Here is a 14810-nt window from a genome sequence, read left to right on the forward strand (position 1 = left end):
AAGCTCAAATGAGCAAGAAGAGAGAACTATTAATGCCATTTTTAACTCAAGTAGAAGCAAGCTTACTGCAAGATGGACAGTCACTGAATGATCTACAGGGCTACCTTAATTCCATTCATCAGCACAATGTCGATTTTTCCGATCTCTATTTTCAGGGAAGCCGCCATGAATCTTGGGTATTAGAAGATGGCATAGTAAAAGATGGTAGTTTCCACATCGAACGTGGCGTCGGCGTGCGTGCCATTACCGGTGAAAAAACCGGGTTTGCCTATGCCGATGAGATAACCCCTGCGGCGCTCAAAGCCTCTGCCGAAGCGGCGCGTAGTATTGCCGTTGCAGGCAAGAGCGAAACGGTACAAGCCTGGAAACAACAAGAGGTGAAAGCGCTCTATCAGAGTGCAGATCCGATTGCGGCGATGGAAGAGGTGAAAAAGATAGCGCTGCTGAAAGAGGCGGATGCTTATATACGTAGCCTCGATAGCCGTATCATTCAAGTGGTTATCAGCCTCTCAGGTGTCCATGAAGAGATATTGATTGCGGCGAGTGATGGCACGCTTGCCGCCGATATTCGTCCTCTTGTGCGATTCAACTGTAGCGTGATCTTAGAGGAAAATGATAAGCGTGAGCGTGGCGCCAGTGGCGGTGGTGGACGCCATGGTTATGAGGTCTTGATGGATAACGATGATACCGGCTTGCCTGCTTGCTTCTCTTTTGCCCGTGAAGCGGTCCGTCAGGCATCGGTAAATCTACATGCAATCGATGCCCCTGCCGGACAGATGCCGGTTGTACTCGGTGCCGGATGGCCCGGAGTCTTGCTTCATGAGGCCGTGGGTCACGGACTGGAGGCTGACTTTAACCGTAAAGGGAGCAGTGCATTCAGTGGACTCGTCGGTCAGCAGGTTGCCTCTAAATTAGTTACCGTCGTCGATGATGGCTCTATACCAAACCGTCGCGGCTCTCTGAGCATCGATGACGAAGGCGTTGCAACCCAAAAGACGGTCTTGATTGAAGATGGGATCTTAAAGGGCTATATGCAAGATAAGCTCAATGCACGTTTAATGGGTGAATTGCCCACAGGTAACGGCCGCCGTGAGTCCTATGCGCACCTGCCTATGCCAAGAATGACCAACACCTATATGGAAGCGGGAGAGAGTGATCCTCAAGACATTATTAAGTCGGTAAAGAAGGGGATCTATGCGCCTAACTTCGGTGGAGGGCAGGTGGATATTACCTCGGGCAAGTTTGTCTTCTCAGCTTCTGAAGCTTACCTGATTGAAAATGGTGAAGTGACCCAGGCGATTAAGGGAGCAACCCTGATAGGAAATGGACCAGAGGCCATGGGACAGATATCTATGGTGGGTAACGATCTGGCCTTAGATCAAGGTGTCGGCGTCTGTGGTAAAGATGGCCAGAGTGTTCCGGTCGGTGTGGGTCAGCCCTCATTGAAGATCGATAGCCTGACGGTGGGCGGAACCGCTTAATCTTAACCATGATCTGAAAGTTGGTGTCAGGTTGTAGCTTTTAGGATCTGGCTCCTACTCTTACTGTGCAAAAAATGTTAACATTTGCCAAGGAATTTAGAGTAAACACTCTAGGTCGAGTGTAGAGGAAAGGGGATGAAGTTTTCACATATAGCCTTATTGTCGTTAGCGGCACTAGGGCCTTTCACGGTTGGAGCGAAAGAGATGGGATTCTCTCAAGCTTGGCAACAGCTGTTGACGGTAAGCGACAAGTTGCAAGCCGGTGCTCAGGAAGTTAACCGCGCCGAGGCCGAGCATGAAGCCGGAAAAGATCTTTATCTTCCCTCAATTAGTCTCAACGGAAGTTATACCCGACTCGAAAAACCGATCGAGTTAGATCTTAACGATCTTAACCCTCTCGCCTCAATGGATCCCAGCACACTCCCGCCGTCTATCGGTGGTGCCCTTGCCGGTATCCCAAGCTCTATGTTTGTCACCCAGTTTACCGAACAAGATATCTTCCGTTCCAGTCTCCAGGCCATGTGGCCTATCTATACGGGAGGCAAGATCTCCGCGGCTCAGGGAATACATGCCGCACATGTGGTAGAAAAAGAGCAGCAGTTAAAGCTCTCTACCCGTGATCTCTTTATTCAACTGGTGGATCGCTACTATGGCGTAGCGGTGACACAGTCATTAGTGCAGACCCGTGGTGAATTAGTTTCCTCCCTCGAAGAGCATGCCAGCCATGCACAGAAACTCGAAGAGCAGGGACAGATAGCGAAAGTCGAACGACTCAATGCGCAAGTTGCGCTGGTGAATGCCAAGGTGAACTTTGCCAGTGCCGTGCGTCAAGCGGAAATGGCGACTATCGCCCTATCCCGTATGCTCCATGAACATGAAGTGGATACCACATCCGCACTGTTTATGCTTGCCGACGCCCCCTCTCTGCCGCACCTGAGTCAACTGACCATGGTTCAGCATCCTGCGCTGAAACTACTCGAGGCGAAGGAGGAACAGGCCAACGGCTTGATCGACCTTGAAAAAGGTAAGTATCACCCTACGGTATTTCTCTATGGTAACTACACCCTGTATGAAGACGATAGCCTGTTTTCTAAGATGGAGCCTGACTGGATGCTCGGTGTCGGAGTTAAGGTACCGCTACTGAGTCGAGACGGACGCAGTGGCAAGGTGCAGGCGGCTAAGAGTGCATTGCTTCAGGCAAGATATACCAAGGCACAGACCCGGCAAGATCTCAGCCTGCTATTGGATCAAAGTTACCGTCAGCTGTTACAAGCTCAGGAGGAGGTTTTATCGCTGGAGACCTCTCTTAGTTTGGCACAAGAGAATAAGCGCCTGAGAGACCTGGCTTTTCGTCAGGGATTATCCACATCGATCGAAAAGGTCGATGCAGAATTAAAGCTTACTGGGGTAGAAACTCAGCAGCTGGGTGCTAAATATCGTTATATTCAGGCGTATGCCAGACTCATGGCCATCAGTGGTCAATTGGAAGAATTTTTAGGTCGTAGCGTTAGTAAGCATACTAATGTCGCGATGCAGGAGAGTAACAATGCAGGCTAATCGTATTATTGGGGTTGTGGCAATTATTGGCCTGGTTGGAGCGTTGGGGTACGGTTTAAAACTGGCCTATACACCTCAGGATGAACGCATACAGGGTCAGGTTGAGGCGAGAGAATACAATATCTCCTCAAAGGTACCGGGCAGGGTCGAGCAGGTGTTAGTACGCCGTGGGGATAAAGTTGAGGCGGGCGATCTGTTATTTGCCATCGACAGCCCTGAGTTGAGTGCAAAATTGATGCAGGCCGAAGGTGGCAGAGATGCGGCCCAGGCGATGCAGCTAGAAGCCGACACCGGTGCCAGAAAGCAGCAGGTGATGGCGTCGAAAGAGCAGTGGTTAAAGGCGAAAGCGGCAGCCACACTGGCCAAGACGACTTACGATCGCGTAGAAGTCCTGTTTGTCGAAGGTGTGCTGGCAAGACAGAAACGCGATGAGGCGTTCACTCAATGGCAAGCCGCCAAGTATACGGAACAAGCCGCCCTGGCCATGTATGAGATGGCAAATGAAGGCGCGCGTGAAGAGACCAAGGCAGCCGCTGCCGGTAATGCCCGAATGGCGGAAGGTGCGGTAAATGAGGTTAGCGCAATATTGGCCGATAGCCAGATGCGTGCCCCTAAGTCTGGTGAGATAAGCGAAGTACTGCTACAACCTGGCGAACTCGCGCCAAGTGGGTTCCCTGTGGTGAGTATCATCGATATGGATGATGCCTGGGCCGTATTTCAGGTGCGTGAAGATCAGCTAAAAGACTTTAAGATGGGTCAAATGCACCTCATCTTTATCCCTGCTCTCGGAGGAGAGTATGAATTCTCGGTCACTCATATCAGTGTGATGGGAGAGTTCGCCACCTGGCGTGCCACCGAGAGCGGCCATGATTTCGATATGCGTACCTTCGAGATGGAGCTTCGTCCCGTGAAGAAGATTCCCGATCTCAGAGTCGGCATGACTACCTTGATGGCGCAATAACCCAAAGTGTTAGTGTCAATGACTAGCCTGATACGGCGTGAACTGAAGGCTTTGTGGAACGATCCCTGGCAATTCGCACTCGTCACCTATATTCCCATCTTGGGGATTATTTCGCTATGGTGGCTGTTTAGTGCGGGTATGCCCAGACAGTTGCCTGTGGCGATTGTCGATCACGATCAAAGCCAGCTCAGCCGGATGCTGGCAAGGCGAATTCAGGCGAGTCCAGCGGCTAAGCCAATCGGTTATCAGGATATTGCCAGCGCAAAACGGGCGATGACCCAAGGCGAAGTTTATGCGCTGGTGGTGCTTCCATACCGTTTAAAGCGGGATCTGCTTACGGGTCATAGTCCGACGATCGAGATACGTTATAACAGCCAATTCCTCTTGGTGGGAAAGCTACTCTCGAGTCAGATCCAGCTCAGCCTGGCCGATGGCCTGCTGCACGTGGCGAGTAAGAAGCAGTTAGCGCTTGGCGTACCTAAGGCTCAGGCCGAGATTAACCTTCGCCCGGTGACCAGCCAGACGACCGCATTGTATAACTCCAATAGCAACTATATTGGCTTTCTGGTGCCGCCGGTCCTGCTTGCGCTGGGGCAGCTGCTCGCCATGTTGGTGTTTGCCAATAGCCTCAATCGTGAGTTACGACTCAATACCATGAGCGAATGGTTTAGTCTGGGAACGAGGCGTGTGCTGTTTGCGAAGATGCTGGTCTATACCCCGTTAATTGTACTGCAGGGGCGCTTCATCCTCGCCGTCTTGTACCAGTTCCTTAATCTTCCTCTGGCGGGGGGCTTCGGGCTATTGTTGGTTGCTCAGGTCGCCATGTTGCTTGCCGTCTGGTTGATAGTCTTAGTGATCTTCTTCCTGCTGCAGGATTGTGCCAGGGTGATCAGCTTCTGCACCGCACTCTTTGCACCGGCTTTCCCCTTTATGGGGATCACTTTTCCCACCCTGGATATGCCCATGCTGGCTCAGCTGTGGCGAAAGCTGATGCCATCGAGCCACTATATCGACACCCATGTCGGCGTGGTCAGTTATGGACAGGGTTGGGATACGCTTGCCGATCAATTGATTAATTATTGGGGATTCCTGTTTCTGGTCCCCGTGATTGTCTTCCTAGCTAAGCGAGTCAAGCGTGCACATCTTGCGGAACAATCTCACTCCCCGGAGGGCGCTAAATGACTTTTTGGCAATTTTTATTGGCAGACTTGCGCGCGATTGTCACGGATAAGGCGATCGCCATTACCCTGTTTGGCGGTGTGCTGTTTTACTCTGTGCTCTATCCTTTGCCCTATCTGAATCAGGTTCCGACCGAGCAGATGTTGGTGGTTATCGACCATGATGGTTCGTCTTTGAGCCGACGCTTGATCAGACACGCCGATGCCAGCCCAAAAATTACCGTGACTGGCCGGGTCAGCACTATAGAAACGGCCCAAAGCTGGATAGAGTCCGGCAGGGCCAATGGTTTACTGGTGATCCCCCATGGTTTCAGGAAAGATCTGATGCTGGGGCGAGGCTCAACCTTAAGCTATGGCGGCGATGCCAACTACTTTCTTATCTACTCCGCCGTGGTAGAAGGCCTGGTTTCTGTGGGACTGGATGCGGGCAAGTATGTGCAGCTCGTGGGTCTGCTGGCCCATGGCGAGAACGCTAAGGCCGCAGAGCGGAGCCTGAATGCGGTGAAGCTCAATAGTGTGCCCGCCTTCAACCCGAGTCTGGGATACACTCCCTACGTGGTCCCCGGAGTACTGCTCTTGGTGCTACATCAAACCCTCTTGATAGGCACCGGCATCTTGGGCGCCGGACAGTGGCAAAACCAGGGCTACTGGCGTAGGGTTTCCCCCCTGATGCTGATTAGCGGACGTATCTGTGTCTTCTTCCTTATCTACACCCTGTTTACCAGTCTGTATGTGGGACACTGTTATTATTGGTACGGGGTGAGTGTACAGGCAACGCTGTGGCAGGTGGCGCTATTCCTGCTGCCATTTTTGCTATCGACAGCCGTTACCGGTATAGCGTTTAGCTGCCTGTTCACCAGACGGGATCTGCCGACTCAGGTACTGCTGTTGATCTCTATGCCGATCCTCTTCGTTTCCGGATTTGTGTGGCCGCTGGAGTTGATCCCCGATCCTCTGATCTGGATCTCCACCATCATCCCGGCTGTACCGGCGATTATCGGTATGCTACAGCTCAACCAGATGGGCGCTTCATGGGCCAGCATCATGCCTCTATGGCTGCATCTGTGGGGCCTATTTGCACTCTTCTTCATGCTGGCGCTCTATGGGGTCAACAAGCGGTTGAAGAGAGAGCCGAACAGCGAGTTGTAAGTTTTAAGTTGTAAGCTGCGAGCTACGAGTTGTAAGTCGGGAGTAAGAGTCACTGAATCATGGTGACTTAATGATTGCTCCAGGCATAAAAAAAGCTCCAGGCATAAAAAAGCCCACTCAGATTAATCATCTGAGTGGGCTTTTTATTGGAGCTGAATCCCGGATATCTCGTTGCTCGATTCCGGGATGAATACTCGCCTAAAGCTGGTGATCGCTTATCACCAGCTTACTGTCATACCTTAAGTACCCGAGAGGGTGATGCTTAAGCCTGCACCCGATTTAATGTTCTTAGGTGTTGTCAGGTTAATGCTTACGCTGCTTAGTTTTGCGGGCTCACCTGTACTGGCTGGGTCGATATCGTTAGTGATGATGAAGCCTGTTCTGGTGCCGCCGCGACGCGTCGTGTTAGCAACTTCAAATGCATCGAAGATAAGCTCTCCTGCTGAGGCTTCGACTGCCACCTGAGTGCTGGCTGGCATGATCTGGTAAGCACTGTCATAGAACTGCACCGTAAAGCTCGAAGATTGCCCGGCTGCAATCGCCGTTAATGGCACAATCGGAGCTGTTTCAAGGCCGAAGTCATCGCGGATCAAGTTACTGCCCTGCCAGATGCTGAAGCCAGCGCTCGAGCCGGACATGGTCATAACCAACGCCTTGCGGATATAGGTATTAGCTTCGCAGCCTACGAGTGTGGCCTGGCATTGAGGGCCGTTGAACTTCCCATCCGGGCTCTGGTATTCGTCGCTGCTTTGGGTGTTAAAGTACTTTTCACCTGGCGTATAAGAGAAGCTTTCGTCATCATCCCGGAAAGCATCGCCTAAGTCGCTAAAGCCTTTCGGTAGGTAGGCCTCGATATCCATACCATTGCCGGAGCAGAGAACGGCTTCTCCGTCACGATTTAAACAAGCCTTGTCCACAATAGGTTTGCCATCGGCATCGAGACTGACATCTTTATCATCGAAGATATTGTTACCGTTAGTATCGAAGAAGGTCTCATGTCCAAGGGCATAGGCCAGCACTGTGATGCGATGATCCGGCACTCTGGGGTTCGCCGATGTCCACTCGACGCTACATCTGCCACTGAAGGTCAAGCAGCTGGGAGCTATCTGGCCGCCCTCGCTGGTAAAGTTGATGGTGGTGTCATCGGGCGCCGGGTTACCGAAGCTGTCTGAGGCATAAGCGGTTAGGGTCACTTTTTCACCGTTAAAATCGCCCGCTTCCGGGTTAAACATGGTGGTCGATATACTGAAGCCGAGTTGTTGAGGCAGACCTGTATTGACCGTGAGCTGCTCAGACTGGCTGGTGATAGTCTCATTGGTGTCGGCATCGGTGGCCGAGGCGACCACACGTACCGGAGTAGGCATAGTGCCAGCCAGAACGCGAACGATGGCAATACCCTGTGAGTTGGTCAGGCTCTCGGCGCTAGCCAGGCCATTTGAGAAGCTTAATCCACCGACGACGGTGTCGAGCGTAAACTTAACCGTCTGCTGTGCTGCCGGCTGACCGTTGGAGCTGGTGACTTTAAAGGTCACCAAAGATGATTCGGTGCTGCCTGTACCGCCAGCACCCTTGATACGGATATTTTTAGGTTCGGCCGAGACGAAGCTCAGACTGGCCAGAGTTTGACGTTCCAAGGTGAAGGATAGGTTTGCCGTTAGGGTCTGGTTGCCGGCCTGAGTGGTAGCGACTATCTGATCGTCACGTTCGCTGTTACCGCTACAGCTGGTATCCTGGAAGGTCGAGCTGGCACTGCCCGAGAGGGTGGTGACCGGGGTGTCTAAGCTGGCGTTATTGCCGGTAACACAATCGGAGCTAAAGCTTATCGATGAGGGCGTCTGTATCCGGGTCAAAGTGCCATCGTCGGCCTCACTGACTAAGGTTGCCGTGATGCCGAAGCTTCCACCTGCACTGATCCGATATTTACCATCGACGGGGCTAAGTGTGGTGGCTAGTTCATCTTCAATAAACTGATTGCTGGCATCAAAATGTCCAAGTTTAAGGACGCCATCATCACCAATCGCATTAGCCGGTAGCACCTCATACAGGCTGCTTATCTGGTAGTTTTGATCTTTATAGGTCAAAGAGGCATTCAGGCTGGCTGCCCCCAGTTCATTCTCTGACGGGGTGTAGCTGACTTGTGCAATACCCTGCTCGTTGGTGAGCGCCGTATTCGGATTCAGGGTCGCGCTTCCCGCGCTAAAGGTGACAATTTGCTGAGCAATACCTTGGCTCGAGCTGTCTAAAAACTGCGCCTGAAGTTGAACCGTCTCATCGACTTTAAACTGAGTGACCGTTGCCGCACCGTTAATGATGCTGGCGCTGATCTTAGGCGTATCTTCATCCGGAATGCCACTGTCGACAAACTCATAGTTACGATTGACCGTAAGAATATTATTCTCTGCTGCTTTCGTATCAAATTGCGCGGTCAGCGTTCCGGCGCCCAGCGAGGCTTGAGCATTACCCAGTATGACTTCGGCAATACCCTGAGTATTTGTCAGTTTAGTCGCTGGATTTAACTCGCCTAGCGTTGCACTGAAACTGATTAAACCACCGTTACTGTTACTTCCTCCCTGAGTTAATTTAGCCACGGCACAGATACTGGCGTTATTGGCAAAACTCAAGTCGTTGGTTGGTTCGGCGCATTTACCGTCGACAACCGTTTTAAAACTTAGAGAAAGGGCATACTCTCCCGTATTCTCCCCATCGCTACCATCGGAAGAGCCATTACAGCCTCCCAGAGAAGATAGAACCAACAGGGATAAAGGGATAGCAAAAGCAGTTTTTATCAGTCGCATAAGCAACATCCTTGTACACAAAAAGGAATAACGAAATACAGTTAGAATTGATAATATTGATTAACTTTACTGAGTAAAAAGTTATTCAGATATCCCATTTCGTAGGTATTTAACCAATTCGATTGAAGATTTTGAAGCCTCGTCGGGTTTCTTAGCCAGCTCTTTTATTGACTGACGGATAAGTTGACGTAACTTCTGTCTTTCTAATTGAGGGTGCTTCTCGAGCAGGTCTTGAACGGCAGTATCGCCTTCACTGAGCAACTGATCTTTCAGTTTCTCGGCAACATTCTGCTTCGCGCTTTCGTTACTGTTCTGATTCAGCACATTCTTAATATCGAGTTGTAATGCTTCAATATCGACATTACGCATGATCTTGCCAATAAACTGTAACTGACGACGATAGGCTTCGGTATTGATTTTAATCGTCTTTGTTTTCATTACATTATCAAATAAAAGTTCATCCAAATCTAACTTCTTAATTTGGCTTTTACTTAATGCAACTAGCTTGATACCAAGCTCTTGGTAAACCGCTATTTCACGTTTTGCTTCAGCTCTGCTGACATATTCTTCATCATGGTCAAAGGGCTGTTTGAAGTGTTCTGAATCACCGACTATTTTCATTTAAAAAAATCTCTTACATAAACTGAGTTAATAATAACATTTCAGGAGAAAATCGCCTATCTCTTCCTCTCTGTAGTTGAAGGGAGGGAGTCGTTGTCGATTCAAGTTGGCGATACATCCGCTTTACTTATCCGGAACACTGAACACCATGCGGGCTTAGGCAGTTATTTAATGTGATTGGGAATTGGGTTTGTTATGCTTAAGGTATTCCAGATAACAAAAGAGCAGATTTGTGACTACACCTAGCACTGACATTGAATTAAATTCATTAAAAGACGCCGTATCTATGGCCCTTGAGTATGCAAAAAAACTGGGGACAACGGCTGCTGAAGTTGCCATCAGTAAACAACAAGGCTTGTCGGTTTCTACCCGACTGAAGGAAGTCGAAACGGTTGAGTTTAATAAAGATGGTGCGCTAGGTATCACCCTGTTCCGTGATGGCTGTAAGGGAAGTTCATCAACTTCCGATCTGAGCCCGGATGCCATTAAACAAGCGGTGAAAGCCGCCAACGATATTGCCAAATTTACCTCATCGGATCCCTATAACGGTTTAGCCGATGCCGAGCTAATGGCGACCGAGTTTCCGGATCTGGATCTATTCCATCCTCAGGATATCTCTGCCGATGAGTTGACCGATTTAGCGGTTCGCTCTGAAGAGGCGGCCTTGAATGTCGATAGCCGGATCACTAATTCAGACGGTGCCAGTGCCAATGCACATACCGGCCTGAAAGTTTATGGTAATAGTCATGGTTTCCTTCATGGTTACTCAAGCTCCCGCTACAGCTTAAGCTGTGTGGTTATCGGTGAAACCGATGGCAACATGCAACGTGATTATGACTACACGATCTCGAGAAAGTTTGGGGATCTGTTATCGCCTGAAGAGGTAGGAAGAAAAGCCTCTGAGAAGACCTTAAGCCGTTTAGGCAGCAGAAAAATTGCCACGACTGAGTTGCCGGTATTGTTGTCACCGGAAATTGCGACAGGCTTAATCAGTCATCTGGTTGGTGCGATTAGTGGTAGCAGCTTATACAGAAAGTCGAGTTTCCTACTCGACTCTATCGATACTAAGTTGTTCCCTGACTGGTTCAGTATCGAAGAGCAACCTCATCTGAAAGGGGCATTAGCGAGCGCCAATTACGACAGCGAAGGTGTTGCGACTCAAGACAGACATATTATCGAGAGCGGTATTTTATCTACCTACCTGTTAACCAGTTACTCGGCCCGAAAGTTGGGGCTTAAGAATACCGGTCACGCTGGCGGCATCTACAACTGGACGCTGTCTCATACGGGCCAGACTTTCGATGAGCTGGTCAAAGAGATGGGCACCGGTCTGATTGTGACTGAGGTGATGGGCCAAGGCGTTAATGCGGTCACGGGCGATTATTCTCGCGGTGCAGCAGGTTTCTACGTTGAAAACGGTGTGATTCTCTATCCTGTTGAGGAGATAACCATAGCGGGCAATCTGAAAGATATGTACCAAAATATTGTTGCGGTGAGTAAAGATCGCGATCTGCGCTCATCGATACGTACCGGCGGTATCTTACTCAGCGATATGAAGATCGCGGGTAATTAACTGCAGTATTTCGGCTGCTAGTTTGGCTTGAACTCTACTTTTAGCTCTTAGATGAGCTCTTGTTTGAGCTCTTGTTTTAGCTAATAGCCGAGCCATCACTGTCGTTAGTTTATACTCGGCGCGGCGCTCTTTCGAGTATCGGTAAGGAGTTCATATGAACAGGCATTCGGGTTTTACACTCATAGAGCTTGTGGTGGTTATTATCATCCTGGGCATACTGGCTGTGACTGCGGCGCCTAAGTTCATTAACTTACAAAATGATGCGCGTATCTCGACTGTGCAGGGGATGAAAGCCGCCGTGGCCTCTGAAGTGCTGCTGACTCATTCCAAGGCATTGATACAGGGATTAGAGCAAGACAGTGAAGTCGATGTCGATCTGGGCAATGAGACGGTAAAAAGCGTGTATGGTTACCCTAAGGCCGAATTTAGTTCGACCTGGTCAAAACTGCTCGGTGGCGAGTTTGGCGAGGCTGGCTTAGATGATCCCGCCGAACATGACTGGATCTGGCGCAATCGCACCGGCGGTAGCAACATAGGTCTCTACTTTATGCCAAGAGGCTACTCCGACGACAATCAGAATTGTTGGGTAAGGTATCAACAGGCAACAGCTGTCGGTGGCGATTACCAGTTAACCATAGAGACTGACGGCTGTTAGTTTTCTTTTTGATTTATCGGACCAGTCGATCGTTCCTAACCATACCTTACTCTTTTTTTGAGTAAGTATCGGTAATAACAGCCTTTTTTAAAATTCTCGTCAGAAAGCCAAAATCCAAACTTGAATATATGGATAAACGTATATATGCTTATCCATATGTTGTTGTCTTTTTTTCTGAGAATCACTTCTCAGAATAGTTTTGAGATTTGTTATGACCGCATTAGATCTATTTAAAGCCCTGAGTGATGAAACCCGTTTGCGCAGCCTGCTCCTGATTCAGGCTGAGGAGGAACTCTGCGTCTGTGAGTTAATGCAGGCTCTGGAGGAGAGCCAGCCAAAAGTGTCCAGGCACTTGGCTCAATTAAGAAAGTTTGGCCTGCTTACCGACAGGCGTCAGGGACAATGGGTCTTCTATCGATTGAATCCTGCGTTACCCAAGTGGGCGAATGCCGTGATAGACGAAACCTGCTCGGCCAATCGTGCCTTGATAGAGGAAGAGCTGACCCGCTTGAACAAGATGGGTGACAGACCCGATCGTGTTAAGAGTTGCTGCTAGAGTCACGAGGTGTAGGAGCGGCTTTAGCCGCGAAGCTTCAAGAAGCAAGCTGACAATAGTGTCGCGAGATTGAGATACATAGATTAAGAGATAGAGAAAGAATATGGGACTGTTTGAGCGTTATCTGAGTGTTTGGGTTGGACTGGCGATTGTCCTTGGGGTGATTTTTGGCAACCTGATGCCGAATATTTTTGCCCTGGTTGCCGCGGTTGAATACGCACATGTGAACTTAGTCATAGCCGTACTTATCTGGGTGATGATCTACCCTATGATGGTGCAGATAGACTTTGCGGCCGTAAAGGATGTGCGAAAAAGCCCTAAAGGCTTGGTACTGACTCTGGTGATTAACTGGTTAATTAAACCCTTTACCATGGCACTGCTGGGTTGGCTGTTCTTCAAGGTGTTATTTGTCGAGTGGGTCGACCCACAAACGGCGACCGAATATATCGCGGGTATGATCTTGCTTGGAGTCGCCCCCTGTACCGCCATGGTGTTTGTCTGGAGCCAGCTCACTAAGGGTGACCCTAATTACACCTTGGTTCAGGTATCCGTTAATGACCTTATCATGGTGGTTGCCTTCGCCCCTATCTGTGCCTTCCTGCTTGGTGTCAGCGATATACAAGTGCCCTGGGAAACCCTGCTCTCGTCGGTATTTCTCTATGTGGTTCTGCCGTTAGTCGCCGGCGTATTGACTCGCAGAAAGCTGGAGTCCGATGGTGACCCTGCGTCCCTTGCCCGGTTTGTGGGTAACCTGAAGCCCTGGTCGATTGTCGGTCTGCTGGCAACGGTCGTCTTACTGTTTGGTTTTCAGGCCGAGACCATTCTAAATGAGCCGCAAAATATCCTGCTTATCGCCATCCCTCTGCTGATCCAGACCTATGGTATATTCTTTATCGCCTACTACGCGGCCAAGAAATTAAAGCTGTCCCATGGGGTAGCCGCACCGGCTTGTATGATTGCGACCTCTAACTTTTTCGAGCTTGCGGTGGCGGTCGCCATCTCATTGTTCGGGCTACACTCAGGTGCGGCATTGGCAACCGTTGTCGGGGTATTGGTGGAGGTGCCGGTGATGCTGACACTGGTGGCATTTGTAAATCGAAACAGAAAGCAGTTTGAAGATGACATCGCCGAACATCCAGCGATCTCATAGGTCGGCTCGCTAGGCTGAGAAGAGTCTGACTTAGAAGAGCAACATTCTCTGGTTATGACGAGAAAATTAAAGGATTTATTATGAGCATCAAGATAGGTATCAATGGCTTTGGCCGTATGGGACGCTTAGCGCTTCGCGCCGCCTGGGATTGGGATGATGTTGAGTTTGTGCAGATCAACGACCCCGCTGGTGATGCGGCAACACTGGCGCACCTGCTGACATTCGATTCGATCCACGGTCGCTGGCACCATGAGGCTACCGGTGAGGGGAGCGATATCCTAATCGGTGATAAGCGCATCGCTACGACTCAAAACTCACATATTGGCGACACCGACTGGTCGGGCTGTGATCTGGTTATCGAAGCATCTGGTGTGATGAAAACCAAGGCACTGCTTCAAGCTTATATCGATCAAGGGGTGAAGCGTGTGGTCGTAACGGCTCCGGTCAAGGAGGAGGGGGTGCTGAACGTGGTGATGGGCGTCAACCATCATCTCTATGACAAGGCGCTTCACCCTATAGTGACTGCCGCGTCGTGCACCACGAACTGTCTGGCACCGGTCGTAAAAGTCATACATGAAACGATCGGTATCAAGCATGGTTCGATGACCACCATCCATGACATCACCAATACCCAGACGATTCTCGACGCCCCCCATAAAGATCTGCGCCGCGCACGGGCATGTGGGTTGAGCCTTATCCCAACCACCACAGGTTCGGCTACTGCCATTACCCATATCTTCCCCGAACTTAAGGGTAAGCTTAATGGCCACGCGGTCCGCGTGCCACTGGCTAACGCCTCGATTACCGATTGTGTCTTCGAGCTGGAACATGCCACGACAGAAGAGGAGATAAACGCACTGCTTAAGAAGGCCGCCGAGGGGGAGTTGAAAGATATTATGGGTTATGAGGAGCGTCCACTGGTCTCGGTGGATTATAAGACCGATCCCAGATCCTGCATTATCGATGCGCCATCGACCATGGTAGTTAACGGCACTCAGGTGAAGCTCTATGTCTGGTATGACAACGAGTGGGGATACGCTAACCGCACCGCGGAACTCGCACGTATGGTCGGGCTTTCAGATAAAGGTTGAATGAGTTCCTAGGCACTAGAACCTAGGATCTCTAACCTTTAGC

General features: G+C 50.2%; 12 protein-coding genes. 10 read left to right on the forward strand and 2 right to left on the reverse strand.

Annotated elements, in window-relative coordinates:
- The first annotated feature begins 32 nt into the window (after window positions 1-32).
- The 5 genes from tldD (at window position 33) to EKG38_RS00765 (ending at window position 6326) form a co-directional block, all read left to right on the forward strand.
- Window positions 33-1481, forward strand: a complete 1449-nt coding sequence (gene tldD, locus EKG38_RS00745; protein WP_126517762.1) for a metalloprotease TldD — start codon at window positions 33-35, stop codon at window positions 1479-1481.
- A 135-nt stretch (window positions 1482-1616) separates the two neighbouring features.
- Entirely contained in the window at window positions 1617-3038 is a 1422-nt protein-coding gene (locus EKG38_RS00750) for a TolC family protein (RefSeq protein ID WP_126517764.1), read from the forward strand.
- Window positions 3028-3999 (forward strand): HlyD family secretion protein, encoded by a 972-nt coding sequence (locus EKG38_RS00755; protein WP_126517766.1) that lies wholly within the window; start codon window positions 3028-3030, stop codon window positions 3997-3999. The genes EKG38_RS00750 and EKG38_RS00755 overlap by 11 nt, the downstream gene beginning before the upstream one ends.
- An 18-nt stretch (window positions 4000-4017) precedes the next feature.
- Window positions 4018-5181 carry an ABC transporter permease gene (locus EKG38_RS00760; RefSeq protein ID WP_126517768.1) on the forward strand — a complete coding sequence of 388 codons (1164 nt, stop codon included), beginning with the start codon at window positions 4018-4020 and terminating at the stop codon, window positions 5179-5181.
- Window positions 5178-6326 (forward strand): ABC transporter permease, encoded by a 1149-nt coding sequence (locus EKG38_RS00765; RefSeq protein WP_126517770.1) that lies wholly within the window; start codon window positions 5178-5180, stop codon window positions 6324-6326. Before EKG38_RS00760 ends, EKG38_RS00765 begins: the two co-directional genes overlap by 4 nt.
- A 239-nt stretch (window positions 6327-6565) precedes the next feature.
- Here the strand turns inward: EKG38_RS00765 and EKG38_RS00770 are convergent, their stop codons facing one another.
- Complete coding sequence (locus EKG38_RS00770; RefSeq protein ID WP_126517772.1) at window positions 6566-9121, reverse strand: Ig-like domain-containing protein; 2556 nt, start codon at window positions 9119-9121, stop codon at window positions 6566-6568.
- An 81-nt stretch (window positions 9122-9202) separates the two neighbouring features.
- On the reverse strand, window positions 9203-9742 hold the full coding sequence (gene yjgA, locus EKG38_RS00775; RefSeq protein ID WP_126517774.1) for a ribosome biogenesis factor YjgA: 540 nt from the start codon (window positions 9740-9742) through the stop codon (window positions 9203-9205).
- Window positions 9743-9974: 232 nt separating this feature from the next.
- Between yjgA and pmbA the strand changes: the two genes are divergently transcribed.
- The 5 genes from pmbA to EKG38_RS00800 all read left to right on the forward strand — a co-directional run bounded on the left by pmbA (window position 9975) and on the right by EKG38_RS00800 (window position 14767).
- Window positions 9975-11315: a metalloprotease PmbA gene (pmbA, locus tag EKG38_RS00780; protein ID WP_126517776.1), complete on the forward strand. Its 1341-nt coding sequence runs from the start codon at window positions 9975-9977 to the stop codon at window positions 11313-11315.
- Window positions 11316-11469: 154 nt separating this feature from the next.
- Complete coding sequence (locus EKG38_RS00785; protein WP_126517778.1) at window positions 11470-11970, forward strand: type II secretion system protein; 501 nt, start codon at window positions 11470-11472, stop codon at window positions 11968-11970.
- 211 nt (window positions 11971-12181) lie between these two features.
- A complete protein-coding gene (locus EKG38_RS00790; protein WP_126517780.1) occupies window positions 12182-12526 on the forward strand; it encodes a metalloregulator ArsR/SmtB family transcription factor in 345 nt (114 codons plus the stop codon).
- Between the two features lie 103 nt (window positions 12527-12629).
- Window positions 12630-13676, forward strand: coding sequence for an ACR3 family arsenite efflux transporter (arsB, locus tag EKG38_RS00795; protein WP_126517782.1), 1047 nt, complete (start codon window positions 12630-12632; stop codon window positions 13674-13676).
- An 80-nt stretch (window positions 13677-13756) separates the two neighbouring features.
- Window positions 13757-14767 (forward strand): ArsJ-associated glyceraldehyde-3-phosphate dehydrogenase, encoded by a 1011-nt coding sequence (locus EKG38_RS00800; RefSeq protein ID WP_126517784.1) that lies wholly within the window; start codon window positions 13757-13759, stop codon window positions 14765-14767.
- The last annotated feature ends 43 nt before the right edge of the window (window positions 14768-14810 follow it).

It is taken from the genome of Shewanella canadensis (assembly GCF_003966225.1).
Classification (GTDB): Bacteria; Pseudomonadota; Gammaproteobacteria; order Enterobacterales; family Shewanellaceae; genus Shewanella; species Shewanella canadensis.

Bases quoted from the DNA above. Each gene is read 5' to 3' on its own strand.
- EKG38_RS00790 (WP_126517780.1), top strand. From the start codon at position 12,182: ATGACCGCATTAGATCTATTTAAAGCCCTGAGTGATGAAACCCGTTTG.
- EKG38_RS00755 (WP_126517766.1), top strand. From the start codon at position 3,028: ATGCAGGCTAATCGTATTATTGGGGTTGTGGCAATTATTGGCCTGGTT.
- tldD (WP_126517762.1), top strand. From the start codon at position 33: ATGCCATTTTTAACTCAAGTAGAAGCAAGCTTACTGCAAGATGGACAG.
- yjgA (WP_126517774.1), bottom strand. From the start codon at position 9,742: ATGAAAATAGTCGGTGATTCAGAACACTTCAAACAGCCCTTTGACCAT.
- EKG38_RS00800 (WP_126517784.1), top strand. From the start codon at position 13,757: ATGAGCATCAAGATAGGTATCAATGGCTTTGGCCGTATGGGACGCTTA.
- EKG38_RS00770 (WP_126517772.1), bottom strand. From the start codon at position 9,121: ATGCGACTGATAAAAACTGCTTTTGCTATCCCTTTATCCCTGTTGGTT.
- arsB (WP_126517782.1), top strand. From the start codon at position 12,630: ATGGGACTGTTTGAGCGTTATCTGAGTGTTTGGGTTGGACTGGCGATT.
- EKG38_RS00760 (WP_126517768.1), top strand. From the start codon at position 4,018: ATGACTAGCCTGATACGGCGTGAACTGAAGGCTTTGTGGAACGATCCC.
- EKG38_RS00750 (WP_126517764.1), top strand. From the start codon at position 1,617: ATGAAGTTTTCACATATAGCCTTATTGTCGTTAGCGGCACTAGGGCCT.
- EKG38_RS00765 (WP_126517770.1), top strand. From the start codon at position 5,178: ATGACTTTTTGGCAATTTTTATTGGCAGACTTGCGCGCGATTGTCACG.
- EKG38_RS00785 (WP_126517778.1), top strand. From the start codon at position 11,470: ATGAACAGGCATTCGGGTTTTACACTCATAGAGCTTGTGGTGGTTATT.